This is a genomic window from Photorhabdus africana (assembly GCF_035181445.1).
Taxonomy (GTDB): domain Bacteria; phylum Pseudomonadota; class Gammaproteobacteria; order Enterobacterales; family Enterobacteriaceae; genus Photorhabdus; species Photorhabdus laumondii.
In genome coordinates this window covers 1-25,934 of the sequence record NZ_JAXBVE010000055.1, presented here as the reverse complement: position 1 = coordinate 25,934, position 25,934 = coordinate 1, and the positions used below count along the sequence as shown (strand labels likewise).

The following is a 25,934-nucleotide window of genomic DNA, read 5'->3' as shown; positions in this document are numbered from 1 at the left end:
CTCTTTTAGCTGCGGCTGAATGGACACTGGCTGCTTGTGCAGCGGGATTAGTCGCCGTTGGTGTGATGGAAAGCACCAAAGATAGAGAAGGTGAACAAGACAAGGCAAAAGCGAATACACAAACAATTGCTTCGTCCCGTACCGAATGTGAGAAATGTCCGGCAATTGGCAACGTTACGATGGTTTGGGAAAAAACCACATCGTATTCAGAAATAACTATTGCTTATCAAACAAAAATTGCCGGGACAATATACAACCCTGAATTAAACCTAATTGAAACTTGGTTATGCATGGATACAAATTTTGATGGTTGGAAACCTGCAAAGTGCTTATTTCTTGAGGCCAAAGCCAAATATGATCAGTTTTTTAAGAATGGTGAACCAGATTGGATTTTTGGTGAGTTTAGAAAAACACCTACCAGCAAAACAGGGGCAGAAAGTACAATTTGGCAAGCAGAAAGACAAAATAGGGTATGCATAGGATTGAATAATATTCCAAAGTCTCATTGGCATTTTTTGCAGCCTATATCTTATGAATATTTTTCTGAAATGTTTATGCCTTTTACTAACATTAAAACATTTCATACGCCAATGAGTTGATCAAAAGCCTATAGCTATTGCTGAAAATTTCAAACAGGATTAATGATTATGAGTTTAATACATCCAAGAATAAAATTGTTTCACGACCTTAATGAGCCAATAACACCTGAATTGGCGTTAAGGGATGCATATCAGATAATGCAGAAAATAAATAATATTAGTAGTAACCCAAGTTATTGGCATTTACCAGGATATAGTTTAGAGGAAATAGAGGAAAATAATGTATTTACTGATACTGGTTTTACTGAATATGCTATAAGCCAGCTTACAGAAAATTATGATAAAGATGCAAAATATCTTATAGCTACTTTATTTGACATCCCAGGTGACATTGAACTTAAAAATAGAATTTTTTATCAAAGCAGTGATGTAATTTACAATAATAGACTAGGGAAAACAAATATATCCATTGATCTTAACTTAGTGAAAGAAAAATTTAAGATTCAAACTATTATAGAGTTTGTTAAAGCTTTAGCATCTACTCGTAATTCTCCAATCGTTATGACTGAAACACGAGGATATAGATTGAAAAAAAAGCAAGTATTTCCAGACCGAATAAGTGCCGGTTGGATGCTCTATTTACCAATAGAAATAGATCCGACTTTAGTTCCAATGGCAGAAGAAATAATATCTATTTCTGATAAAAATAACAAAAAAGGCTCATTGATTATTACGACAAAAGATATTTTTGATATTGAAAATCAAGATCATATCAATAAAGCCAATGATATTGAAATCTGCTTGCGGGATCTACAAATGCTACCATTGATGACAGAGTTATAAATATGACAAACAGAGTTGCAATCCGTTTAAACGACTTAACCTATTTAGAAAAATCATCTATTTATTCCAATATTAAAGTATTTCATACCCCTTGCTAACCGAATAATTTCTAATAGGAAAAATGAATGACTATTTTATCTTTAGATATAGAAATATATACAGATTGGAAAAAGCCATTAACTCCAGACATTGCAGTTAATGATACCTATAACATCGTAAAACAATTGGAAGATATCTTCTTTGGATACTCTAAAATATGGTATTTAGGCGGAAATAGCCGTGAAGAAGCATTAACTCGGGTAGCTTTTGATGATAGAGGAATAACAGACGAATGTATAAGCGACTTTAAAGAAAATTATACAGAATAAGATCCTATAGTTATTAAAGGGATTTGGGATGGTGAAGATGATGACCGTTCATGTTCAATTTGTTATATGAATTATCGTCGAGATCGGTTAGGACAAACCCAAATAGATTTTCATATATCTATTAAAGAAAATGAATTTCAGTTATCACGATTAATCAACTTTATTAATTTTCTGATTTCCACTCATAATTCGCCTTATATTATGGTAGAAAACAATGCATATAGAATAAAAAGAAAACACTTTTTCTCAGATCGTTTAAGTGCCGGTTGGATGCTCTACTTACCAATTGAAATAGATCCGACTTTAGTCCCAATGGCAGAAGAAATAATATCTATTTCTGATAAAAATGACAAAAAAGGCTCATTGATTATTACGACAAAAGATATCTTTGATATTGAAAACCAGAAACATATCAATAAAGCCAATGATTCGGTTAAGCTCTCATAACTGGGAAACGCATTAACGGTCGCCAAGTAGCACCAACCATCATGGAGCCGAAGTAGAGTAAGAGACAGAACGTAGCCATTTCTCTGCCTCTCCTCCCCGAACCGCGCCTTGCAGCGCATCCGGCTCTCCATTTATACATGGCTCATGGCCATCGCAACGCCATATAGCAGGCTTGTGATCTTATACCACTACATCATCAAATTAGCCCGTGCACCAAAATCACGCCGATACATAACGGTCCAACGTATCTCCATATAAACAGTAAATATTGATGGTTACGCGATGATAAATTATCCGGTATGAGTGCATTGACCTTACTTGACCAACCAAAGACGAGGCAAATGATAATACCGAACAATGGCATTAGCACATTGGACGTAATGAAATCCAATATGTCGAAGATAGATTTTCCACCTAAAGTGACGTAGCTGAGAGGGCCAAACGATAAGGAAACAGGGATCCCCATTAACATAATCGATGCCGTGACTATTAAGCTGGCTTTACTACGTGACCAGTGAAAGCTCGTCTGAACATAAGCAACAATGTGCTCAAGTAGCGAAATTGCTGAGGTCAGTGCGGCCATTAATAACAATAAAAAGAAAGTAAGTGCCAGAATTGAACCACCGGGCAGGCTGGCAAAATAAATTGGCATCGTCATAAACGTTAACCCAGGCCCAACATTTGGCTTTAAGCCGGCGGCTGCCAAGGCAGGGAAAATCATCAGGCCAGCCAAGACACAAACCAGACAGGAGAGGATAACAACCCAGATACTCGATCGACCTATCCCTTTGTTATTAGGTAAATAGGAGCTGTATGTAATGTGGATACCCAAACCGATAGACAATGAAAAAAATGCCAACCCTAACGCATCTAAAATGCCTTTTCCGGTTAAACTGCTGAAATCCGGGTATAAGAATAATTTTAGCCCTTCCGATGAACCAGGCAAACGGATGCCGACAATAATTAACGCGATCATGATCAGGAATAACAGTGGCATCATGACCTTAACTGACTTTTCCAGACCTTTTTGCACACCTGATAACACAACGAAGCAAGTTAGCCCTGAAAATGCCAGATGTGCAATAATCGGCCACCACAGGTTGCTGATGAAATTGGTGAAAATAGAGGTCAATTGAGAAATATCGGTAATATTCAATTTTCCTGTACTCGCCATCACTGTGTAACCGATGGTCCAGCCACCAACAACACTATAGAAGCTATAAATACACCATGAACTAAATATCCCTATAAAGCCAACCCATCCCCAATGTTTGCCCAGTGATTTTTTAAACGCATTGACGGCAACTTCATTCGTACTACTTCCCAATATATTTTCAGCTAACAGGACCGCTAACCCAATCACAAAACTGAACAATAAAAAGACAATCAAAAATGCACCGCCACCATTTGTTGCCGAAACATACGAAAATTTCCAGATGGCACCAATACCAACGGCAGAACCGGTTGCTGCTAATATATGCCCCAGACGGGATGTCCATTGTTGACTCATTCTACCCCCGAATAGATACAGTATTAGCACATGTATCTAGACTCACAGCCGTAAGCAAAAAACCAGCAGGTGAGTTCCAAACACAACTCGCCTGCTGGTCAAACATAGGTGAGAAAATGATATTTCCTTCCCCGACGAATAGGGCAAAGCCCATAAGACCCAATGCCCAAATATTTTTAGATAATAAGTGGTATGCCATAGGGCGTTAAAACTACCAAAGGTGGACTAAAACCTAAACATTTTTTTCCTGATTTATTTAAAGTTCATTAACTCAAAGAACCAACTCTTTATCATCACTTGAACATCCAATAAACGTAGAAACCGTTAAGTTCCATAGGACGGGAATAGGCAGCAAAAATAAAATCAGCGGTGGCTTTTTAGGCGAAATGACAACAAGCATCACCAATCCCAAAGTTATTATTTATTTTACCATCATAGTATCTATTTATTTCGCCACTGATAGTCAGGCCCGTGTTTATCCTATACCCGTCATCTTTCAAGTTGCTTCTTTGTTGGCTGCACTCACTCACCCCAGTCACATAGTTATCTATGCTCCCGGGGATTCGCTCCTTTGCCGCCGCGATGCATCTTGAAATTCATAGAGAGGATTAAAAGGGTAATAAACAGTAAATTAATGAAAAAACAGCGCCAATAGCGCTGCATTTACCGTGGATAATAAATTAAACCTGATATATTTTGCACAAATAATGGGGAACCGCGTCATCAGCGTTTGAGCCAATCACTTCCATTTCTGGCAGGATATCTTTCAAGCGCTGGTGAGCATCTTGCATAATACAGCCCTTACCTGCTACCGCCAACATTTCAAAATCATTCATGCCATCGCCAAAAGCAATACAATCACTCAGTTTATAACCCATAGCTTGAGCTACCTGCTCAAGTGCATGACCTTTCGAAACACCACCCGCCATAACTTCCAGACAATTGCGCAACGAGAAACTCACATTGACTCTATCACCCCAACGCGCTTTGATTTTCTCTTCCAACGTCACCAATAGATCATGATCTCCGCAGGTAAAATAAACTTTACATACATCATCGATTTTAAAGTTGTCACGCTCAAAAAGTTGATAATGAAACACTGATTCCTGAAAAAACTCTTTCTGCTCAGGGCATTCACGATTCATATACCAGTGATCATGGCAATAATAATTCGTCAGAATATCAGCGTTATCAAACTCCATTAGACACAAGTCATGCACAATCTCAGGATCAACATTGTGACTGAAAACCAGTTCACCCACAGCATTGTGTACCCGAGCGCCATTGGAAGTAATCATATAGGCATCAATACCAAGCACATCTCGGATTTGCGCAACATCTACATGATGACGACCAGTAGCAAAAATAAAATGAATGCCTTTATTGGTCAGTAAATTAAGGGTTTCCTTGGTGTAAGAAGTTAATTTGTGATCAGGCGACAGCAAAGTGCCATCTAAATCTGAAGCAACAATGTGATACATAGTTATCATTCCTATAATTGAATCAATTCTGGTCAAAAAAATCACAAATGGCGTTGAGGGCCTGGCTACGTAATTTATCTTTTTCAAACAGGATCTCATGATGCGCCCCTTGAATAATCGAAGGTGAATGTTCTTTGATGAAAGCCCTCGCTTTATTCCGTGATTCACAAAAAGCCCGTAATCGGCAATTATTAACAACCTTATCTTCACTGGCTTTTAAAATTATCAATGGCGTCTCAATTTCTCCGGCTCTTTCTATCAGCATATCGCCAATCCAAATACTTTCCCGCACCCAGTGATATGTCGGCCCCCCGATGCGTAATTCAGGATAATCCGCGTAATAACGGAGGTAACGGCTATAACGTTCATAACTGTGTGTCAGAAGGTTTATCAAATAAGGCAACGGACGCCATTTCCCAGTGAGTACCGCATAATGGTTGCGCATATCCGGCCGCTTTTCAGCCCGGTTCACCAGGAAAGTTGCCAACCAACGTGGCATAGGAAAGTTAATACCAAACATAGGAGCACAAAGGGCTGCTGCATCAAATACCTGGCTGTGACGTAATAAAAACCCCCCTAATATTGCCGCCCCCATTGAATGAGCTAACGCATAACAGTGAGAATAATGACGAGGAAGAATTTCTCTTTCTACTAATATTTCAACGTCATCAATATAATCATCGAATTTTTCTACATGCCCCTTTTGTGGATCTGCAAGCATCCTGCTGGATCGCCCCTGCCCACGATGATCAATAATAAAAATGTCGTAGCCAAGGTGATAAAAATCAAATGCCACTTCCGAGTATTTAACATAACTTTCACTACGGCCAGGAAAGATAACAACCGCTCTATCATTTTTGACCGCTGCACAAAAACGGACATAACGTATCAGTACATTATCGACACCGATAAATTCACACTCTTCCCTGGCTTGCCAAAAATCTAATAAAGGCCCGTTGGCAAAAGCAGAGAACTGCATCTCACGATTGAACCAACTTTCTTTCAACACTTCCGGCGTCATAAGCAGTCCTCAGACTATTCAAACTCCTCTAGATGTTCACAAATTAAAGCCATAAAGACGTTACCAAAACGTTCCAGTTTCCGTTGCCCTACCCCGTTGATTAATAACAATTCATCAGCCGTAACCGGGCATTGCTCCGCCATTTCAATCAGCGTGACATCGTTAAATACAACAAAAGGCGGGATATTTTCTTCGTCAGCAATAGATTTCCGTAATTTACGTAGCTTGGCAAATAGTTTGCGATCATAATTACCACTATACGATTTACTTTGCTGGCTACGCCCTTTTAGATTCTGTATTCGTGGAACAGCCAGTTTTAGCGAAACTTCACCACGCAATATCGGACGCGCAGCTTCCGTTAATTGTAATGCAGAATAATTGGCAATGTTTTGACTGATAAAGCCTAAATGAATAAGTTGCCGCAATACACTCATCCAGTGTTCCTGACTCTGATCCTTACCGATGCCGTAAACCGGCAAATGATCATGTCTCATATCACGGATACGCTGATTATTCGCGCCTCGGAGCACTTCAACAATATAGCCGATACCAAAGCGCTGCCCAACCCGGTAAATGCAAGAAAGCGCTTTTTGGGCATCCACCAAGCCGTCATAATTTTTTGGTGGATCAAGGCAAATATCACAGTTACCGCAAAGGGTTTGTTTGCTTTCACCAAAATAGTTCAATAACACCAGACGGCGGCACGTTTGCGCTTCGGCAAAAGCCCCCATGGCATTGAGCTTATGCCGCTCAATATCCTGCTGTGTACCCACCTCTTTCTCTTCCAGACAACGGCGAAGCCATACCATATCAGCAGGATCATAAAACAGTACCGCTTCCGCCGGCAGACCATCACGCCCGGCACGTCCCGTTTCCTGATAGTAGGATTCGATATTACGTGGAATATTAAAATGCACCACAAACCGAACATTGGGTTTATTAATTCCCATACCAAATGCCACGGTTGCCACTACAACCTGTAAATCATCACGCTGAAATGCATCCTGCACCCGCGCACGCTGGCTATTATCCAACCCGGCATGGTATGGAGCAACACTCAAGCCACGTTTTTGTAAACGCTCTGATATCTCTTCAACTTTGCTGCGGCTGTTGCAATACACAATGCCGCTTTTACCTTTCTGACCGCGAATAAATAACCACAGTTGATCTAATGGTTTGTATTTTTCTATCAAGGTATAACGGATATTGGGACGGTCAAAACTGCTGATATGGATAAGTGGATTATTAAGATTCAGTAGTCGGACAATATCATTGCGAGTCGTTTCATCAGCGGTGGCCGTCAACGCAATGACAGGTAATGTCGGAAAGCGCTGCCTGAGCTGCCCCAACGCCCGATATTCCGGTCGGAAATCATGGCCCCATTGTGAAATACAGTGAGCTTCATCCACAGCCAACATGGCTGGTTGCCATTCCAGAAGTTGCTCAAGGAAGTTATCCATCATCAAACGCTCAGGGGCGATATACAGCAATTTAATCATGCCCTGACGGCAACGCCGGATCACATCAATCTGTTGTTCACGGGCCTGAGTTGAATTCAAGCAATCTGCCGCAACGCCATTTGCCCGCAGTTGATCCACCTGATCTTTCATTAAAGAGATCAACGGGGAAACAACCAAAGTTACCCCTTCCTGTACCAGTGCCGGAATTTGGTAACATAATGATTTACCGCCACCCGTCGGCATAATGACCAGACAGTCACGCCCTTCAAGAATGGTATCGATAACTTGTTGCTGACCAGAACGAAATTGCAAGTAACCAAAGGTTTTCCGCAATACCTGTTCTGCCAGTGATATCGTATTAATGACCTCTGCGGTAGACACGCTTTTCCTCAACCATATTAAAAAATCACAGACGCCATGCAAAACGCCTGAGCATTATGCTATCTCACTCTCGAAATAATTACAGCATGTCATTGAACATCATCTCGGTATAAACGCAGATTTTGTTAAACGTTATAGCCGCTCAAAAATTCTTCCCCAATTCATCTTACTCATCCCAATGCAGCGCCATAACGCCACATTTTTGCCTGCTATTTAAACAAAACTAGAGTAAATCCTTACACTTACACAGTTGTTAATGATAATAATTTGTATTAATGTTATCAAAATTGAATACCCCAAAAGTCACCTGTCTAAGAGAACCGGCATGAATACCTGGAAAAGGATGCTTATATTCGAAAATTTCAGAATTAAGCGTACCGATTTGTTTCCAGTGTATAACGACTATGTTGGATGTGATTTTTGATTATGAATAGGGATTGTTATCACCATGAGTTCACTGCATATTAACTCCGATAATCACACTCTGCATCTCAACGCAGAGAACTGGCTCCATGCCAATCGCCATCTGGTGACAAAAATATTACGTGAGCTATATCACGAAAAATTAATTAACCCTACCTATCATGGACAACAGCAATATTCTCTGACAATAGGTGACTACCAATACCATTTTCAAGCAGAAACTTATCAGCTCGATCATATTGATATTGATGCCGCTTCCGTAACCAAACTCAGGGATAATCAATCTCAGCCACTTGATGCTATTCAACTGATTATTGAGTTGCATCCGCTGTTGGAAATCCCGGAAAAAATGCTACCGATTTATCTCGACGAGATATCCAGTACGCTCTACGGTCACGCTTTTAAATATCAGTACAACCGACTTACAGCCCAAGATTTAGCTTATGCCGATTATCAAGTCGTTGAAACGACAATGAGTGAAGGCCATCCAGTCTTTATTGCCAATAATGGCCGAATTGGTTTTGATGCCGATGATTATCAGCGTTATGCACCTGAAAGCGCTAGCCCCGTGACTTTAATCTGGATTGCAGTACATAAGGATAAAGCTATTTTCTCTGCACTATCCGATCTTTCATACCAGCAATTAATAGAAGAAGAGCTAGGGAAATACCTGCCGGCCCAATTTGAACGCCACCTAAATATGCAAGGATTATGTCCATCAGATTATTATCTGATGCCTCTCCACCCTTGGCAGTGGCAGCACCGTATTGCTATCAGCTTTGCAGCAGATATTGCCAATAATCATATTGTTTATCTTGGAGAAGGGCATGATCGTTACCTTGCTCAGCAATCTATCCGCACTTTCTTCAACATTACTCAACCGAAGAAGAACTACGTTAAGACCGCCCTATCCGTGCTCAACATGGGCTTTATGCGTGGGCTCGATCCACACAGCATGGTCACAACCCCATCAGTCAATGAGTGGCTCAGCAACTTAGTCCATAATGACAGTTTCTTCCAACAGAAGGGTTTTACCGTATTACGGGAACGTGCTGCTCTCGGTTATTTCAATAACTACTTTGAATCAGCCATTAAGAAGGACAGCCCACATAAGAAAATGTTGTCAGCACTGTGGCGCGAAAGCCCAATGACGCTGTTGCAGGATAACCAACGCTTGATGACAATGGCTTCGTTGCTGCATGTCGATTATCAAGGTCATTCCGTCGTCGCAGCTTTGGTAAAGTGTTCTGGTTTAGATGCAGAAGAGTGGGTGTCACGTTATCTCGATGCTTACCTCTCGCCATTACTGCGCTCTTTCTTCACCTATGATCTGGTATTTATGCCACACGGCGAAAACTTGATGTTGGTATTGGATAATAACAGCCCGACAAACATGTTGATGAAAGATATTGGTGAAGAAATCGCTATTTTGAATGGTGATCTCCAATTGCCTGAAGAGATTAATTTCCTGCACGTCACTATCGAAGACGATATGAAAATTAACTACATCTTCCTTGATATTTTCGATTGTTTCTTCCGCTACCTGATTCCACTGTTGCAAAAAGATCTCAATCTGCCAGAAGAGCGTTTCTGGTTACTGGTTGCACGCTGTGTCCATAATTATCAATCACAACATCTGCATCAGATTGAGAAATTCCGTAAGTTCGATCTGTTTAAGCCGGAATTTATTCGTACCTGTCTGAATCGTCTACAAATGGCAAACAATCAACAGATGATCGACCTCGACGATCGCGAAAAGAATCTCAAATTCGCCGGAACCTTAGTTAACCCGCTGTACGCTTTACGCCATGAATACTCGGTTACTCTTCATCAAGCCGAACAGCAATAAATAAAAATATCAACATAGATAAATACCAGCAGATTTAATTTGGGGATGGAATGAATAATAAGAAAGTGATGTATCCGTTTTTGCAAAAGGATTCCATGATTAAAAAAACAACTCTTGCAATGACTATCCAGTTAGTATTAATGGGAAATAGCTATGCAATCGCGGCAAGTGCACAGAATAAGAGCGATAAAACCGCTGCCCAAAATGACAAGATACTCGTCACCGCTTCACGACCAGAACATGAAGGGGTGACCGAAGACACCGGCATGTACAATACCACGTCGATGGTCACCGCCACCGGTCTAAACCTCTCGGCGCGTGAAACGCCACAGACCGTCAGTGTCATCACCAAACAACGTATGCTTGACGAAAATCTGGACAGTGTTAATCGCGTCATCGATAGCACAACCGGTATGAATGTACGCCAGTTTGATAGCGATCGTTTCGGGTTTACTTCCCGTGGCATGACCATCAATAACATCCTGCGTGATGGCGTTGCGACCTACTACGACACTCGCTTTAACTATGGTGACAATCTTCTGGATACTGACCTGTTTGATCGTATTGAAGTGGTACGTGGAGCGGCTGGTTTGATGGTCGGCCCAGGCAATCCTTCGGCAGCCGTTAATCTGATTCGTAAACGTCCTACCCGTGATTTTCGTGGTGAATTCTCTGCCGGAGCGGGTTCTTGGGATAAATGGCGCACTGGCCTAGATCTCTCTGGCCCGCTAAATGACAGTGGCAACCTACGCGGACGTTTCGTTACAGCCTATCAAGCAGCCAACTCCTTTCTTGATCGCAATAACCACGAAAGATACCCGTTCTATGGCATCCTTGAAGCGGATTTGACAGAAAATACCTTGCTGACTATAGGCGTGGATTATCAACGTAATCACACCCGTGGCGGTATGTTTGGCGGTTTGCCGATCTACTTTGCCGACGGCAGCAAAACAGACTATAAACGCAGCGACAGCTATGCTCCTGATTGGGCTTTCTCAAAGATTCGGTCTTTCTCTACCTTTACCAGCCTGCAACACAACTTTGACAACGGCTGGAGTGTAAAGGGTACCTTTACTTATGATAATAATACCCTAGATGAGAAAGTTCTGTGGGCAAATGAAACTAATTTCCCTAATCGAATCACCAATATAGGTATGAAGCCAGGTAGTATGACTCTTATTGATGGCAATCGACGTCAGAAGAACTACGATCTACAAGTAAACGGTGACTACCGGTTATTTAATCGTACCCATCATGTCAGCTTCGGTTTAAACCATCAGCAACAGGATTTCCAGAACGATTACTTCGTCGCCACCTGTATGCTCAAGCGTAACTGCGCCGGACTGGGTGACTTCACCTCTCCTGGCTGGCAATATCCTGAACCAGAGTGGAGTAATACGCGAACTTATGGCTCAAAAGGCCGTAATGAACAGACCGCAGGTTATGCCGTCACTCAGATTTCTCTGGCAGATCCACTGACCTTGATCCTCGGCGGCCGGGTAACCAGTTGGCAAACACGCGGTGATAACTTTGGTACAGCACAGAATGCCAGCTACAGCGATGAATTTGTTCCTTACGGTGGGTTGATCTACAACATCACTCAAGACTTGTCGGTTTACACCAGTTACACCGAAATATTCAATCCAGAAAACCGCCGTGACCGCAATAATAAGTTACTTGCCCCAGTATCAGGACAAAACTATGAAGCAGGTCTAAAAGGTGTTGCTTTCGATAATAATCTCGACTACTCGCTAGCCCTGTTTGAAATCCGTCAGGATAATCTGCCAGAGGCGGATACCGTGAAGTTGCCGGACAATTCCACCTCTTACTATGTGATAGATGGCACCAAAACTCGCGGGTTCGAAGCAGAAATCAGTGGTCAACTGACGGATAACTGGCGTCTTTATACTGGCTACACGCAATTCCGGGCGGTAGATCCTAATGGCGCACGTATCAATATCAACACGCCGAATAAACTGTTTAAACTGTTTACCACCTACACCCTGCCAGGTGCGATGAGCAATCTGACTATCGGTGGTGGTGTTACTTGGCAAGATGAAACTTGGTCAAAAGTAAAAGGACCCGGAAAAACATCAATGCAAGCGAAGCAAGATAGTTTCGCGGTGGTGAACCTGATGAGCCGTTATCAATTCACGCCGGATCTCTCTTTGACGGTTAACCTGAATAACGTCTTTGATAAGACCTACTACACTCAGTTCGGCCAATATTCTCAGTATTACTATGGCGCACCTCGCAACATTGAAGCGATCTTGCGTTATAAGTTCTGAGTTTAAAGTCATAATGACACTGCGGACGGCAAACCTTATGTTTCTATTTATTTGAAGGAAAGCAAACAATGAAATTGAAGCGTTGCAAAGGGTTTGCCGTACCGTTGATGCTGTTGCTCAGTCTGCTGGCTGGCTGCGATAAACCAGCCAGTACAAACAATGTACCGTCAGACAAGCCCGGTTATCCTAAAGAAATAACTACCGCATTGGGTACCGCGGTGATTCCGCATCAACCCCAACGTGTTGTTGCCTTGGGTGCAGGAGCGGAAGATATCGTATTGGATCTTGGCATCGTCCCTGTCGGGATTGAATCCCATCGTTGGGGTGGAGATGAACAAGGTTATCTGCCGTGGTTTAAACAAGCGATACAACAGCGTGGCGAGACGTTGCCTACTGTGATAGAGATGTATCCCGAATTAGATATTGAGAAGGTAATTAGTCTCAAACCTGATCTGATTGTGGCAACCCAATCAGGCCTCACCCAAGAAATTTATGACCATTTATCACATTTCGCGCCAGTGATCGCTTATCCATCTGCCCCTTGGCTCACGACACCACAACAGCAGATTGAATTAATTGCTCGTGCGCTAGATAAACAGTCGCAAGGAGAGCAACTCGCTACTGAACTGAATGTCATATTGCGCGAATCAGGTAATACCATCCCGCATATCAGTGGCTACACTTTCGCCTATATCAAAGCGGGTATCAGCAGTAACATGCTATCGGTATACGTCAGAGGTGATCCTCGTGTCGATACTTTAATACACCTCGGTTTGACGCTACTGCCATCGGTCAGCACATTAGCCGATCCCTTCGGCAGTTTCGCCGCTAATATAGGACTGGAGAATGCCGATTATCTTAACGGCGCTGATATCTTAGTGACTTGGTTCAATAATGAACAAGAACGTAAAGCAGTGGAAGCTCAGCCACTGTTTCAATCTATCCGTGCCGTACATCAGGGAGGTTATATCCCGCTAACTGACCAATCATTGGTCGTTGCCATGTCTTACGGTACACCGCTTAGTTTACGCTGGGGTTTATCACAATTTATGCCGATTCTGGCAGAGGCAATTAAATCATCATGACAAATCCTAAACGCCGATTCCTACTGCTGCTTGGCTTAGGTCTCATGATACTGCTGACCTTCATTTGTATTATTGCCAGCCTGAGTCTGGGCGCAAAAATGTTACCACTATCAACTATATGGCATCACTATTGGTTAGGTGATAGTGGTAGCTATAGCGATCTGGTCATCAATGCCCGCAAACCACGCACGTTAATTGGCATCATGGCCGGCGCAGCACTGGCGCTTTCCGGGGCCGTAACACAGGGATTGCTGCGTAATCCGTTAGCCGAACCGGGTTTACTGGGCGTTAACGCCGGTGCTGCTGCGGTGGTCGTCAGTTTCTCTTTCATACCCATACTGAATGAACTTCCACGCTTCTGGACAGCATTTATTGGCGCAAGTCTAGCTACATTGCTGTTCTACCTGCTCAGTGGAGGACAACGTAATAGCAATCCAGCACGCATGGTATTAACCGGCGCTGCCATTAACGCCTGCCTATTTGCTTTTGTGCAAGGCATTGTATTAATGAATGCCCATGTATTGGATAGCTACCGCTTCTGGACCATTGGATCGCTTAGCGCAATGTCTCTGGCAGAAGCGAGTTCGCTGATACCCTATCTGTTATTTGCCTTAATATTGACCCTTTCACTCAGCTCTTCCCTGAATGTGATGGTGTTTGGTGAAGACATTGCCACCTCACTTGGTGCCAATGTTGCCCGCACCCGCGTGTTGTCGCTTATTACTGCGACCATGCTGGCAGCAGTGGCTACCGCTATGGCAGGCCCTATTGCCTTTATTGGCTTGGCGGCCCCCCACTTGATGCGGGCTTTAGTTGGCAGCGATTTCCGCTGGCTACTACCCTATTGCCTGTTCGCCGGGCCTTGCCTGTTGCTCACTTCCGATATACTGGCACGGTTGGTGATAGCCCCTGGGGAGATCATGGTGGGAATTATCACCGCAGGAATCGGTGGACCGTTGCTCTATCTGGTTATTAAAACCTATCGTGGAGTTAATTATGTCGCAGATTAACCTATCCAAACCGGCAAAAATTCGCACCTTCATGTTGGGAACTGCTGTTTTTCTTGTACCTCCACAACGGACCCAAAGAGCCATCTTATTGATATTGTTACTGCTCGCTGCGCTGTTTTATCTCTCTCTCGCACTGGGTAAGCAAGGTATCGATAATCCCTGGCTAGCAACCTCAACGCCTTATCAAGAATTTATTCTCACACAGCTACGTTTACCCCGCGCATTAGTGGCTATCGGGGCGGGCGCAACACTGGCACTCTCAGGTTCACTTTTTCAACTGACAACCCGTAACGCACTCGGTAGCCCCGATATTATCGGCGTGAATGCCGGTGCTGCTGCTGGCATAGTCGCCACACTGATCATCTGGCCTGGCGTACTGCCGATCCCTTTAGGTGCGCTGCTAGGAGCCAGCTTTGCCGTGCTGTTGGTATACACCGGAAACATTAGTCGCTCTGGGCAGATGCAGACAACCAGAATTGTCATCTCCGGGATTGCTATCGCCGCCCTCTGTATGGCATTTGTTAATTTCGCTATCTCGAATGTACGTCTTGAGCAAGCACAGCAACTCGCTTCGCTGCTGCACGGTAGCCTCGCCAGCCGAGGTTGGCAAGATGTTGGGTTAATTTATGGAACGTCACTGTTCATCCCCTTTCTCCTCTGGTTAGGACGGCAATTAAACTACGTCAATCTGGGCTATGAAGTTGCTAATACGCTCGGTGTACCAGTCCGTATCATTCAGCTTATGAGTTTGTCACTAGCGGTACTACTGGCCTCGATGGCGGTGCTGGTTGTCGGACCCGTGGCGTTTATCGCGCTTTCTGCGCCGCAAATTGCCCGCCGCTTGGTACGGGCAAAAGGTGCTGCTCTGTTCTGCTCCGCACTGGTGGGAGCATTACTACTGCTCGCTTCCGATTTAATTACTTTGCTACTTCCTACTTCGGCACGTCTACCAGTAGGCATTATCACCGCGGGGGTTGGCGGTATCTATTTGATGTATTTGTTGTACGCTGAACTAAGGAGAACCAAGTAATGTCACTTGATATCAATTCCTCAACCACCACCTCACGACTAACAGCCCAAGCGCTTTCGCTAGCATACGGCAAGAAAACGATTGTTGAGTGTCTGGATATTTCTATTCGTGATGGTGAATTCAGCGTCATCATTGGCCCAAATGGTTGTGGAAAATCGACACTACTACGCGCCATTAGCCGAGGTATAACGCCACAGCACGGTGAAATTCTGCTTGATGGGAACAATATTCAACATTACAAACCGAAAACGGTAGCACGTGAGCTATCTCTGCTAACACAAGGGGCAATCATCACCGAAGCGTTGACCGTATACGATTTGGTTTCACGTGGACGTTACGCTCATCAATCCTTTTTACGACAGTGGTCAGCAGAAGATGAACGAGCAGTTAACAACGCGTTACATGCGGTCGAACTCCAGGAGATGTCGCAACAGTTAGTGAGTGAACTTTCCGGTGGTCAGCGCCAACGCGCCTGGTTTGCTATGACATTAGCACAACAAACACCCATTGTACTGTTAGATGAACCAACCACTTATCTGGACATCACTCATCAGATTGAAATGCTCGATCTTTGCCAACGTTTACATTTACAGGGAAAAACGTTGGTGCTGGTACTACACGATATTAACCTGGCACTACGTTACGCTTCACATTTAATTATGATGAAGAATGGTAAAATTTACGCCGAAGGTGTGCCAGAAGAGATTATCAACGAACAGAATATCGCCGATGTGTTTGGTCTCCCTTGCCGTATTATTTGCGATCCAGAATCAGGTAAGCCATTGATTATTCCAAAATATAATCCCATCTGAACCGTGAATGAGCGGCTTATAATGCTGTATTGACAAGCAATATAGGTGCCCAAAAGATTTACCACTTGATAATGACAATGATAATAATAATAATTATCATAATTATATTTACAATGATTAGCTATATGTAAGATACTACAATCAGGTGGTATGAACATGTAAGCAGGGAGTTGGTGGTGTCAGATACAAAGCATTCAATTACACCTTTAACCACAGTGGTAATTGAAGATATCATTCAGTTATTTGAACAAACATTTAGCCATTTTTCCGCCACTATGAGAATAAATGCAGACAATATCCCTGCTACCAGCATGAATTTCCCTCAATGGTCAGACACAAGGAAATTTCCAGTATTAATCCAGCGCTATCAGGATGAATACTACGGTGACAATGATATAAAACCTAACCAAAAAGCGCTGTATTCTTTATGGGCTCAATGGTATTTTGGTTTGGTTATTCCCCCGATGATATTAATGTTGCTGGAATATCCACAAGCAGTGGATACTCATTACAATCTTTTTCGGCTTGAATTCCATGACAGTGGCAGACCAGATATTGTTTACTATCATTTAACTTGGCTAAATGAATCACCTTTATCACTACTTCATCGTCATTATTCTCTGTTGGATCGCCATATTATTCCTGTATGTGAAAAGATCGAATCATATCAGGGGATAAATGGACGGCTTCTATGGAATAATATCGGTTATATTATGCATTGGTATCTTGCTGAGTTCAGCACAAGAATAAATAGCAAGTCATATCAAGAAATTATAAATGGTCTTTTTATGGAACCACAATTACCTGATGGTAGAGATAATCCACTTTACCGCACTGTTATTTTACGGCATAACAATATGCAACGTCGCAGTTGTTGCCAAAGAAATAAACTACCTGGCGTCGGTAATTGCCATGATTGCCCTTTGGAATTAAGGTAGAAAGCAAACACTAACATTCTATTTTATAATTTTTAATTCTTATCTGCTTAGGCAGAGAAATATTATTATGATTTAATTTCGCTATTATTTAACAGTTATTTAATTCTAACCAAATACTACACATAATAAAATCAACTATGTTGGGCAATAACCAAATTATACCCTATGGATTTCAAGATGCATCGCGGCGGCAAGGGAGTGAATCCCCGGGAGCATAGCAAACTATGTGACCGGGGTGAGCGAGTGCAGCCAACAAAGAGGCAACTTGAAAGATGACGGGTATATAACCTATATATGAAATAATAAGGACATATAATGTACGGAGACGTTCTGCTATTAGACCATTCACTCACAAAAGATAGTCATATAACGGATGAAGATTTTTCCAGATATTTCTTAAATACGCATAGTGCTGGAGACTATCTTGATGACGCTTATAATGTCATTACCAGAATAAAGAAAATACTACAGCGGGTAGATAGACCTTTCAGTGGGATATTACCCCATGAATTATCCCCGCTATTTTCTAACGTGAATTTAGATCTTCCTCTGACCTCTTTAAACCAGGCTTTAGATGAGCTACAGCAACTTTATCTTAAAGATGCTGTTTATTTTCATCATCCAAAATATGTTGCTCATCTTAATTGTCCACTGGTATTACCCGCCGTTCTGGCAGAAACCATTATTGGCGCGATTAATTCTTCATTGGATACCTGGGATCAAAGCGCTGGTGGGACACTAATAGAGCAAAAAGTTCTCGACTGGACACGAGATAAAATGGCATTAGGCACAAATGCCGATGGTATCTTTACTAGTGGCGGCACCCAATCAAACCTGATGGCAATGCTACTTGCGCGGGACCACTTTTGCCATCAGCGCAATCCTGAACATAAAAATCAGCTACATGGTCTGCCGACAGATTTCCATAAACTGCGTATTTTTACTTCGACAGTCAGCCATTTCAGTACACAAAAAGCCGCCGCCATCCTTGGTTTGGGGTACAACGCAGTGGTCCCTGTTCCTTATGACAATGAATTCCGCATGGACCCTCAAGCATTGGAACAAAGCATTAACCAATGCATCGAACAGGGCAACATTCCTTTTGCCATTGTTGCTACGACGGGTACCACAGATTTCGGCAGTATTGACCCACTTCATCCTATCGCGGCTATCGCCAAACAATATAGTATCTGGCTACATGTGGATGCGGCATACGGATGCGGTTTACTGGTTTCACCTCGCCGCGCTCATTTACTGGAAGGCATCAATTTAGCGGATTCTGTCACGGTGGATTACCATAAGTCATTTTTCCAGCCGGTCAGTTGCAGCGCTTTTTTCGTCAAAAATAAGAAGCACTTATCCCATTTGACTTATCATGCCGAATATTTAAATCCACTCAGTGCCTCACAAGAGGGTACACCCAATCTGGTCAATAAAAGTATCCAGACAACTCGTCGTTTTGATGCATTGAAAATGTGGCTGACATTACGAATTATGGGTGCAAAACGACTCGGACAAGCTTTTGATAAAGTGGTCGATACTGCTCAGGATGCCTATCGATTAATGGCACAGAATCCCTATTTTGAACTTATTCATTATCCAGAATTAAGTACTTTGGTTTTCCGTTTTATTCCTAAAGAAAAATTACCCGATGCAGATATTGACGCCATCAATGCAGCCATTCGTAAGGCACTATTCCGTGAAGGTAATACCGTTATTGCAGGTACCAAAGTCAATGGCAGACAATATTTAAAATTTACTTTCCTTAATCCAGCAACAAGCCAACAACATCTACAAGAAATTGTGCATAGCATCGTCATGCACGGAAACGATTTTCTGGCAACCCATAATAACAACTAATGAGATTAATACTGTTCACCAGGAGAAATTATGATAACTCGCCCTTATGATTTTATTGCCATTGGAATAGGTCCTTTTAATCTCGGACTAGCTTGTTTAACTCAGCCATTAAAAGATGTTCATAGCCTGTTCATTGATCAAAAACCGGGCTTTGATTGGCATCCGGGAATGATGCTAGAAAATTCCACCATGCAAACCCCTTTTATGTCAGATCTGGTGACCCTAGCATCACCTACGCACCCACTTAGTTTCCTTAATTACATCAAGCAAAAAGGGAGAATATACTCTTTTTATATCCGGGAAAGTTTTTTCCTGATGCGTAAGGAATACAACCAATATTGTCAGTGGGCGGCAGAACAGTTATCTAATTTACGCTTTAACACACGCGTTGACAGTATCAGCTATGATGAAGACGCTTCGCTATATACACTACATTGTTCAGATACGTTAACTGGGCAGCAACACCAATTTGTTTGTAAAAAATTGGTATTGGGTACCGGACCTGCACCTTATATTCCAAAGTGTTGCCAACCTTTCTCTGATCAGATGGTGACATCTGGTAATTACTTAAAGAACAAAGAAGCTTTACAACAAAAACGATCTATTACTGTTCTGGGTAGTGGACAAAGTGCCGCAGAGATTTTCTACGATTTGCTCAGTGATATTGATAAATTCGATTATCAACTTAATTGGCTGACCCGTTCGCCACGTTTTTTCCCGCTGGAATATACCAAGCTGACACTAGAAATGACGTCACCAGAATATATAGATTATTTCTATAGTCTCCCGGGCGACAAACGTGATGCATTAAATTTGTCCCACAAGCAGCTTTATAAAGGTATCAATAGTTCATTAATCAACGATATTTTCGATTTAATGTACACCAAAAGGTTAAATGGCAAGTTAAACGTCAATTTATATACCAATAGTGAATTACAACACGTTAGCCATGCCCAAAATGGCCGCGATCTAACATTGGCGTTATTCCAACACGAGCAGGAGCAACCATTTTCTCTCGACACCGAAGGAGTCGTTCTGGCAACCGGCTATCAGTATCAAATCCCGACTTTTATTGAAGGTATACATCACCTTATCCGTTGGGATGAAAAAGGACGTTATGGTGTACAACGTAATTACAGCATTGATCGCAACAATACCATTTTTATACAGAACGTAGAATTACATACCCACGGTTTCGTCACGCCGGATCTGGGAATGGCCTGTTATCGCAACTCCTGCCTGATTTATGAAATTACCGGTATTGAACATTATCCGATTGAGAAAAGTATCGCTTTCCAGCAGTTCAGTGTTGACACCGAAGGAGTATGCTAATGTCCGTCTTTAATCCTACGCTGTTTGAAAAATCCTTGCCTGAAATAGGTACCTTTGCATTACGCCCACTGGATCTGGAACGGGACATTCCCATATTAACTGACTGGGTTAACCGGGATTACGCCCATTATTGGGGAATGATAAATAATACCGAAAAACAAGTATGGGAATTTTATCATAATTTAGAATCTCGCCATCCGGGTAGTGTATTTATTGGAATCTATCGGGGGCAACCTGCTTTTCTATTAGAGTGTTACCGTTCACAAGATGATCTGATTGGAAAATATTATCCGGCACACCCAGATGACATGGGAATGCATATTCTGGTTGCACCACCGCAAGAAAAAATAAGGCATTTCACTTGGGGAATTTTCCAAACCATCATGGCCTTTATTTTTAGTGATCCTACTGTGGCTCGTATTGTGGTTGAACCTGATATACGTAATGAGAAAATTCACAAGCTTAATCTGCGGGCCGGTTTTGTTTATCAGCAAGCATTGGTATTACCCAATAAGACAGCCAAGTTAGCCTTTTGCACCAGAGAACAACATCAGATTGCGTTACAGCGGGAACATCACGCGACAACATCAACCCACTCAGGCTCCTTGATGACAAATGCCATGCACTTGCAACCGGCGGTCTGGCAGAAAGTTAATCGTCTGCACTTGTGTAAAGCTATTGCTGAATTTTCACACGAATGTTTACTCGTGCCTCAACAGTTAACTGAAAAAGCAGATAGTGATGGATATCACCATTACCGTTTGAACAGTGCTGACCATCTGGTCAGCTATACTTTTCGGGCACGGCGTATGACACTGGATCACTGGCTGATTGATGCCGATTCGTTACAGAAAAATGCCAACGGAGAAGAAAAAGCACTCGATTCCTTGCTATTCATTATTGAGTTCAAACAACAACTTGGCATCAGCGATGTCGTAATGACTACCTATCTGGAAGAAATTACCAGTACTCTCTATAGCAGTGCTTTTAAGCATAACAGAATCGGTATCAGTGCAATGGATCTCGTGAATACTGATTTTCAGGCGCTGGAAGGGGAGATGATGGAAGGACACCCCTCCTTCGTCGCCAACAATGGCCGGATTGGTTTTGATATTGGCGATTTCCAGAACTTTAGTCCCGAAGCCGCCTCTGCTATGCATTTAATATGGTTGGCCGCACATAAGAGCAAGGCACACTTTGCTTGCATCGAGCAACTCAATTATCAACAGTTGCTGGAACAAGAACTAGGCACCACCACAATGGCTGAATTTGATCAGCGGTTGATCGCGCTTAACCTTAATCCAGAGGATTACTTACTGATGCCTGTTCACCCTTGGCAGTGGCAGAACAAACTGGCATCAGTGTTTGCGCCCGATATCGCTAACCAGAAATTGGTCTACCTTGGTATTGGTGCTGATACCTACCAAGCACAACAGTCAATCCGTACCTTATTCAATCGCAGTCATCCTCAGCGATATTATGTGAAAATGGCTCTGTCCATTCTAAATATGGGATTCATGCGCGGTTTATCCCCTTACTACATGGCGACAACTCCGGGCATTAATGAGTGGTTATTCGATTTGGTAACACAAGATCCCATCCTGCAACGTTATCGTTTTAAAATTTTACGAGAAGTCGCCAGTGTTGGATTCAAAAACAGCTATTACGAGCAAGCAATCAGTAGTGATACGCCTTATAAAAAAATGATGGCGGCACTATGGCGAGAAAACCCACTGCAACTCATTGAATCTGGGCAGCAAGTGATGACTATGGCTGCGTTACTGCACAGTGATCAGCAAGGGAATGCCCTGTTGCCTGCGTTAATTTCCGCATCCGGCCTGCCTACTCAGGAATGGTTACGTCGCTATTTAGAGAGTTATCTTGCGCCACTGTTACACTGTTTGTACGCTTATGATCTCATGTTTATGCCACACGGCGAAAACATCATTCTGGTATTGGAAAACCATATTCCACAGCACATCTTCATGAAAGATTTAGCAGAAGAGATTCTGGTCATGAATCCCGACGCCGATTTACCGGAAAAAGCGAGTCGAGTCAAAGTAGACATGCCAGAAGATATGAAAACACTGACCATCTTATCTGATGTGTTTGACGGTATATTCCGCTATCTGGCTGCAATACTGGATGAACAGGGTGACTATTCACAGGATCTTTTCTGGCAGGCTGTAGCAGAGTGTATTTTAAGCTATCAGCACAACCATCCTGAATTGAGTGAGCAATTTGTACGTTATGAGCTGTTTACACCGGAGATTAAACGCTGCTGTCTAAACCGCCTGCAAATAGCGAATAACCGTCAGATGCTTGATTTAGCTGATCCGGCTCAAAGTTTACAGTTTGCTGATAATCTGATTAACCCAATTGCCAAATTTGGTCATTCGTAACAATGAGCATGGAAAACGGTGTCACATCGGTAACATGCTAACTATTTTATATAAGGCGGTGCTGCTACAGTACCGCTTTCTTTATTTACATAATTTACATAATTTACATATACACGTAATTTCAGCAGATTAAATTCCAGCACCGATATTATTTTCTGCGCCAACTTACCTATAGTTGTATTCAATGATGTTATTCAGATTATTCAGACATTCCTTAAAGCTAGCAAGATTAGCAATAAAAGCATAACATTAACAAGTCATTAACTATATAAAGTCATATTGATAACACATACCTTTATTTAGATTTAGGAATAAAATTAAATGTCTACAACGCTATTAACCCTGGAAGAAGCCCGGCAAGTGATTGGTCATGCTTTTGTTCACGATATGCCTTTTAACCAATTATTAGGACTTGAACTGATTCGGTTTGAACAAGATTACGTAGAAATACAATTCCGTAACCAAAGTAAATTAGTAGGTAATATCGCACAAAAAATTTTACATGGTGGTGTAATTGCCTCAGTGCTTGACGTATGTGGTGGATTGGTCTGTATCGGTAACGCCTTAACCCGTCTGGTACCCGCACCATTAGAAGAATTAGAAAAACGATTATCCATAATGGGAACGATTGATTTACGGGTGGATTATCTACGCCCCGGTCGTGGTGAATTATTCACCGCCACCAGTAGCATTATCCGCAATGGCAACAAAGTTTCCGTCGCCAGAGCAGAACTACATAATGAGCAGAGAGCCCATATCGCCAGTGTAACGGCGACCTATCTGGTAGGATGACAATATAATTTTAATCGCTTGCGTAATATTCAGCCCGGTGACATATTATTTTCACGTTAACGGGCTAAAAACTCATGACACTCTTTCCACCTTTATTAACATCAGGACAATATGAACAAGCCACAAACGACCAAAGGAGTACTGTACGCCTTCGGTGCCTGTTTTATCTGGGGAATCGCACCAATTTATTTTAAACATATCCAGCAAGTACCTGCTGACGAAATCCTGACCCATCGTATTATTTGGTCATTTTTCTTTATGTTGCTACTGCTAACATTGACTCGTCACTGGTCACAGGTAGTCAACGTTTTTCATCAACCTAAAAAAGTGCTATTACTGGCAGTGACGGCCACTGTCGTTGCCTGTAACTGGCTGATTTACATCTGGGCGGTAAATCACGGCCATATGCTGGAAGCCAGCCTGGGTTATTTCATTAGTCCACTGGTTAACGTTTTGTTTGGTATGCTGTTTCTCAGTGAGCGTTTCCGCCGCATGCAATGGGCGGCGGTTATTCTGGCCTTCACCGGCGTGTTAATCCAATTATGGCAATTTGGTTCTATACCGGTCATTGGATTAAGTTTGGCTGTCACTTTCGCCCTGTATGCCCTGCTGCGTAAGAAGATGAATGTTGATGCTCAAACAGGCATGACGATTGAAACCCTCTGGTTACTGCCGGTTGCCGCCATTTACCTATTTGGTTTTGCCAACAGCCCAACCAGTGATTTAAGTAATAACTCAGCAACTCTCAATTTATTTCTGATTGCCGCGGGCATTATTACTACTGTGCCATTACTGTTATACACGGAAGCCGCTGCCCATCTACGTCTATCCACACTCGGATTCTTCCAGTATGTTGGACCAACGCTAATGTTCTTGCTAGCAACCTTAGTTTATGGTGAACAGATAGGCATTGATCGTCTGATTACTTTCGGTTTTATCTGGGCTGCACTAGTGCTGTTTACATTGGATGCAATGTATACACAGCGTAGATCGCAGAGATAGCAACATAATGAAAATAAACATCAGATTAGCCAATACAACCGAACAGCTTGCCCTTGAAGCTCTGCAATTACGTGCATCTCTTATGTGGGAAGAAGATAGGGAATTACTACTAGCCAATCCTCATATGATAGAACTGCCGATAGAATATATTGCAGCAGAATATGTTTATATTGCGGAACAAGCTAATGTAATCTTGGGATTTTGTGTTGTATTGCCGCTATCTGATGGAAATGCAGAACTTGATGGAATATTTGTTGAACCGGCCTTTTGGCATCAAGGTATTGGCAAGCAATTGGTGCAAATCGCATTAAATGATCTTCATATATACCCTATGGATTTCAAGATGCATCGCGGCGGCAAGGGAGCGAATCCCCGGGAGCATAGGTAACTATGTGACCAGGGTGAGTGAGTGCAGCCAACAAAGAGGCAACTTGAAAGATGACGGGTATAAAAGGCAAAGTCTCATTGCAGGTGCTAGCTAATCCACAAGCAGAAGGGTTTTATATTGCCCTTGGCTTTAAATATTTAGGAAAAGAATATACTCAATTAGGAACAGCAATTCGTATGATTAAGTAAATAGCTTTTCATAATTCTGCTACACATGGCCTTCTTCAACCCATTGTTATATATGGAGTTATGAGTGGTATAAGAGGTAGCGCTATTTTAGAATCTTATTTACATCCTGTAAAATAAGCTAATTCTATTTTATATATTAATCTCTTTTATCGTCACATCTTTAATAATCAAATACTGTTTTTTAAAAAATATTTAAATTTAATTCATCCTGTTTTCACATTTAATATAAAACTGTAGAATTAAGGTTGATAATATTTCAATTAAAAAATTAAAACCTCAATCACATTAAAGATATAAAATAATAAAAGCTTCTTTTAAAACAAAAAGCACTCCACGTTATATATCTAATCAGAGATTATAGAAACAATATAGAATAAGCATTTAAGCATTTAAGCATTTAAGCATTTAAGCATTTAAGCATTTAAGCATTTAAGCATTTAAGCATTTAAGCATTTAAGCATTTAAGCATTTAAGCATTTAAGCAT

General features: G+C 42.1%; 23 protein-coding genes and 1 pseudogene. 19 read left to right on the top strand and 5 right to left on the bottom strand.

Annotated elements, in window-relative coordinates; translation table 11 throughout:
• The 4 genes from SLS51_RS20705 to SLS51_RS20690 form a co-directional block, all read left to right on the top strand.
• A partial coding sequence (locus tag SLS51_RS20705; protein ID WP_323840472.1) for a restriction endonuclease fold toxin 5 domain-containing protein occupies positions 1 to 599 on the top strand: 599 nt, incomplete at its 5' end.
• 48 nt (positions 600 to 647) lie between these two features.
• The gene (locus tag SLS51_RS20700) at positions 648 to 1,382 is read left to right on the top strand and encodes an immunity 52 family protein (protein WP_323840471.1); all 735 of its coding nucleotides are present in this window, start codon (positions 648 to 650) and stop codon (positions 1,380 to 1,382) included.
• A 125-nt stretch (positions 1,383 to 1,507) separates the two neighbouring features.
• A complete protein-coding gene (locus SLS51_RS20695; RefSeq protein WP_323840470.1) occupies positions 1,508 to 1,750 on the top strand; it encodes a hypothetical protein in 243 nt (80 codons plus the stop codon).
• A 66-nt stretch (positions 1,751 to 1,816) separates the two neighbouring features.
• Entirely contained in the window at positions 1,817 to 2,197 is a 381-nt protein-coding gene (locus tag SLS51_RS20690) for a hypothetical protein (protein WP_323840469.1), read from the top strand.
• A 196-nt stretch (positions 2,198 to 2,393) separates the two neighbouring features.
• Here SLS51_RS20690 and SLS51_RS20685 read toward each other — a convergent pair whose 3' ends face one another.
• Positions 2,394 to 3,707: a sodium-dependent transporter gene (locus tag SLS51_RS20685; RefSeq protein WP_323840468.1), complete on the bottom strand. Its 1,314-nt coding sequence runs from the start codon at positions 3,705 to 3,707 to the stop codon at positions 2,394 to 2,396.
• A gap of 37 nt (positions 3,708 to 3,744) precedes the next feature.
• Positions 3,745 to 3,906 (bottom strand): annotated as a pseudogene (locus tag SLS51_RS20680) (branched-chain amino acid transport system II carrier protein); the annotation flags it as partial.
• A 187-nt stretch (positions 3,907 to 4,093) separates the two neighbouring features.
• On the opposite strand from SLS51_RS20680, the gene SLS51_RS20675 reads away from it, so the two are divergent.
• Positions 4,094 to 4,300 carry a hypothetical protein gene (locus SLS51_RS20675; RefSeq protein WP_323840467.1) on the top strand — a complete coding sequence of 69 codons (207 nt, stop codon included), beginning with the start codon at positions 4,094 to 4,096 and terminating at the stop codon, positions 4,298 to 4,300.
• Positions 4,301 to 4,387: 87 nt separating this feature from the next.
• On the opposite strand, the gene yigL is transcribed toward SLS51_RS20675, so the two are convergent.
• From yigL to recQ, 3 genes are read right to left on the bottom strand one after another with little or no spacing between them, the layout of a single operon-like run.
• Positions 4,388 to 5,188: a sugar/pyridoxal phosphate phosphatase YigL gene (yigL, locus tag SLS51_RS20670; RefSeq protein WP_323840466.1), complete on the bottom strand. Its 801-nt coding sequence runs from the start codon at positions 5,186 to 5,188 to the stop codon at positions 4,388 to 4,390.
• Between the two features lie 22 nt (positions 5,189 to 5,210).
• Positions 5,211 to 6,209 (bottom strand): lysophospholipase L2, encoded by a 999-nt coding sequence (gene pldB / locus SLS51_RS20665; RefSeq protein WP_323840465.1) that lies wholly within the window; start codon positions 6,207 to 6,209, stop codon positions 5,211 to 5,213.
• A 14-nt stretch (positions 6,210 to 6,223) separates the two neighbouring features.
• A complete protein-coding gene (recQ, locus tag SLS51_RS20660; RefSeq protein WP_323840464.1) occupies positions 6,224 to 8,050 on the bottom strand; it encodes an ATP-dependent DNA helicase RecQ in 1,827 nt (608 codons plus the stop codon).
• A 448-nt stretch (positions 8,051 to 8,498) separates the two neighbouring features.
• Here recQ and SLS51_RS20655 point away from each other — a divergent pair, with 448 nt between their 5' ends.
• The 14 genes from SLS51_RS20655 (at position 8,499) to SLS51_RS20590 (ending at position 25,449) form a co-directional block, all read left to right on the top strand.
• Positions 8,499 to 10,322, top strand: a complete 1,824-nt coding sequence (locus SLS51_RS20655; RefSeq protein ID WP_323840463.1) for an IucA/IucC family protein — start codon at positions 8,499 to 8,501, stop codon at positions 10,320 to 10,322.
• Positions 10,323 to 10,372: 50 nt separating this feature from the next.
• On the top strand, positions 10,373 to 12,610 hold the full coding sequence (locus tag SLS51_RS20650) for a TonB-dependent siderophore receptor (RefSeq protein WP_439126900.1): 2,238 nt from the start codon (positions 10,373 to 10,375) through the stop codon (positions 12,608 to 12,610).
• Between the two features lie 68 nt (positions 12,611 to 12,678).
• Entirely contained in the window at positions 12,679 to 13,695 is a 1,017-nt protein-coding gene (locus SLS51_RS20645; protein ID WP_323840462.1) for an iron-siderophore ABC transporter substrate-binding protein, read from the top strand.
• Entirely contained in the window at positions 13,692 to 14,705 is a 1,014-nt protein-coding gene (locus SLS51_RS20640) for a FecCD family ABC transporter permease (RefSeq protein ID WP_323840461.1), read from the top strand. The genes SLS51_RS20645 and SLS51_RS20640 overlap by 4 nt, the downstream gene beginning before the upstream one ends.
• Positions 14,692 to 15,735, top strand: a complete 1,044-nt coding sequence (locus SLS51_RS20635; protein ID WP_323840460.1) for a FecCD family ABC transporter permease — start codon at positions 14,692 to 14,694, stop codon at positions 15,733 to 15,735. Before SLS51_RS20640 ends, SLS51_RS20635 begins: the two co-directional genes overlap by 14 nt.
• Entirely contained in the window at positions 15,735 to 16,547 is an 813-nt protein-coding gene (locus tag SLS51_RS20630; protein WP_323840459.1) for an ABC transporter ATP-binding protein, read from the top strand. The genes SLS51_RS20635 and SLS51_RS20630 overlap by 1 nt, the downstream gene beginning before the upstream one ends.
• 176 nt (positions 16,548 to 16,723) lie before the next feature.
• Positions 16,724 to 17,485 (top strand): siderophore-iron reductase FhuF, encoded by a 762-nt coding sequence (gene fhuF / locus SLS51_RS20625; protein WP_323840458.1) that lies wholly within the window; start codon positions 16,724 to 16,726, stop codon positions 17,483 to 17,485.
• A 315-nt stretch (positions 17,486 to 17,800) separates the two neighbouring features.
• Entirely contained in the window at positions 17,801 to 19,345 is a 1,545-nt protein-coding gene (locus tag SLS51_RS20620; RefSeq protein ID WP_323840457.1) for a pyridoxal phosphate-dependent decarboxylase family protein, read from the top strand.
• A 30-nt stretch (positions 19,346 to 19,375) separates the two neighbouring features.
• The gene (locus tag SLS51_RS20615) at positions 19,376 to 20,677 is read left to right on the top strand and encodes a lysine N(6)-hydroxylase/L-ornithine N(5)-oxygenase family protein (RefSeq protein ID WP_323840456.1); all 1,302 of its coding nucleotides are present in this window, start codon (positions 19,376 to 19,378) and stop codon (positions 20,675 to 20,677) included.
• Complete coding sequence (locus tag SLS51_RS20610) at positions 20,677 to 23,079, top strand: GNAT family N-acetyltransferase (RefSeq protein WP_323840455.1); 2,403 nt, start codon at positions 20,677 to 20,679, stop codon at positions 23,077 to 23,079. The genes SLS51_RS20615 and SLS51_RS20610 overlap by 1 nt, the downstream gene beginning before the upstream one ends.
• A gap of 321 nt (positions 23,080 to 23,400) precedes the next feature.
• The gene (locus SLS51_RS20605; RefSeq protein WP_323840454.1) at positions 23,401 to 23,871 is read left to right on the top strand and encodes a thioesterase family protein; all 471 of its coding nucleotides are present in this window, start codon (positions 23,401 to 23,403) and stop codon (positions 23,869 to 23,871) included.
• 111 nt (positions 23,872 to 23,982) lie between these two features.
• Positions 23,983 to 24,873 (top strand): EamA family transporter RarD, encoded by an 891-nt coding sequence (rarD, locus tag SLS51_RS20600; protein WP_323840453.1) that lies wholly within the window; start codon positions 23,983 to 23,985, stop codon positions 24,871 to 24,873.
• Positions 24,874 to 24,880: 7 nt separating this feature from the next.
• The gene (locus SLS51_RS20595) at positions 24,881 to 25,261 is read left to right on the top strand and encodes a GNAT family N-acetyltransferase (protein WP_323840452.1); all 381 of its coding nucleotides are present in this window, start codon (positions 24,881 to 24,883) and stop codon (positions 25,259 to 25,261) included.
• A 50-nt stretch (positions 25,262 to 25,311) separates the two neighbouring features.
• The gene (locus SLS51_RS20590; protein ID WP_323840451.1) at positions 25,312 to 25,449 is read left to right on the top strand and encodes a hypothetical protein; all 138 of its coding nucleotides are present in this window, start codon (positions 25,312 to 25,314) and stop codon (positions 25,447 to 25,449) included.
• The last annotated feature ends 485 nt before the right edge of the window (positions 25,450 to 25,934 follow it).

Coding starts and splice junctions, on each gene's coding strand:
- SLS51_RS20635 (WP_323840460.1), top strand. CDS start 14,692: ATGTCGCAGATTAACCTATCCAAACCGGCAAAAATTCGCACCTTCATG.
- SLS51_RS20700 (WP_323840471.1), top strand. CDS start 648: ATGAGTTTAATACATCCAAGAATAAAATTGTTTCACGACCTTAATGAG.
- SLS51_RS20690 (WP_323840469.1), top strand. CDS start 1,817: ATGAATTATCGTCGAGATCGGTTAGGACAAACCCAAATAGATTTTCAT.
- yigL (WP_323840466.1), bottom strand. CDS start 5,188: ATGTATCACATTGTTGCTTCAGATTTAGATGGCACTTTGCTGTCGCCT.
- SLS51_RS20695 (WP_323840470.1), top strand. CDS start 1,508: ATGACTATTTTATCTTTAGATATAGAAATATATACAGATTGGAAAAAG.
- pldB (WP_323840465.1), bottom strand. CDS start 6,209: ATGACGCCGGAAGTGTTGAAAGAAAGTTGGTTCAATCGTGAGATGCAG.
- SLS51_RS20595 (WP_323840452.1), top strand. CDS start 24,881: ATGAAAATAAACATCAGATTAGCCAATACAACCGAACAGCTTGCCCTT.
- SLS51_RS20640 (WP_323840461.1), top strand. CDS start 13,692: ATGACAAATCCTAAACGCCGATTCCTACTGCTGCTTGGCTTAGGTCTC.
- SLS51_RS20610 (WP_323840455.1), top strand. CDS start 20,677: ATGTCCGTCTTTAATCCTACGCTGTTTGAAAAATCCTTGCCTGAAATA.
- SLS51_RS20620 (WP_323840457.1), top strand. CDS start 17,801: ATGTACGGAGACGTTCTGCTATTAGACCATTCACTCACAAAAGATAGT.
- SLS51_RS20655 (WP_323840463.1), top strand. CDS start 8,499: ATGAGTTCACTGCATATTAACTCCGATAATCACACTCTGCATCTCAAC.
- rarD (WP_323840453.1), top strand. CDS start 23,983: ATGAACAAGCCACAAACGACCAAAGGAGTACTGTACGCCTTCGGTGCC.
- SLS51_RS20605 (WP_323840454.1), top strand. CDS start 23,401: ATGTCTACAACGCTATTAACCCTGGAAGAAGCCCGGCAAGTGATTGGT.
- SLS51_RS20630 (WP_323840459.1), top strand. CDS start 15,735: ATGTCACTTGATATCAATTCCTCAACCACCACCTCACGACTAACAGCC.
- SLS51_RS20615 (WP_323840456.1), top strand. CDS start 19,376: ATGATAACTCGCCCTTATGATTTTATTGCCATTGGAATAGGTCCTTTT.
- SLS51_RS20650 (WP_439126900.1), top strand. CDS start 10,373: ATGAATAATAAGAAAGTGATGTATCCGTTTTTGCAAAAGGATTCCATG.
- SLS51_RS20645 (WP_323840462.1), top strand. CDS start 12,679: ATGAAATTGAAGCGTTGCAAAGGGTTTGCCGTACCGTTGATGCTGTTG.
- SLS51_RS20685 (WP_323840468.1), bottom strand. CDS start 3,707: ATGAGTCAACAATGGACATCCCGTCTGGGGCATATATTAGCAGCAACC.
- SLS51_RS20590 (WP_323840451.1), top strand. CDS start 25,312: ATGACGGGTATAAAAGGCAAAGTCTCATTGCAGGTGCTAGCTAATCCA.
- SLS51_RS20675 (WP_323840467.1), top strand. CDS start 4,094: ATGACAACAAGCATCACCAATCCCAAAGTTATTATTTATTTTACCATC.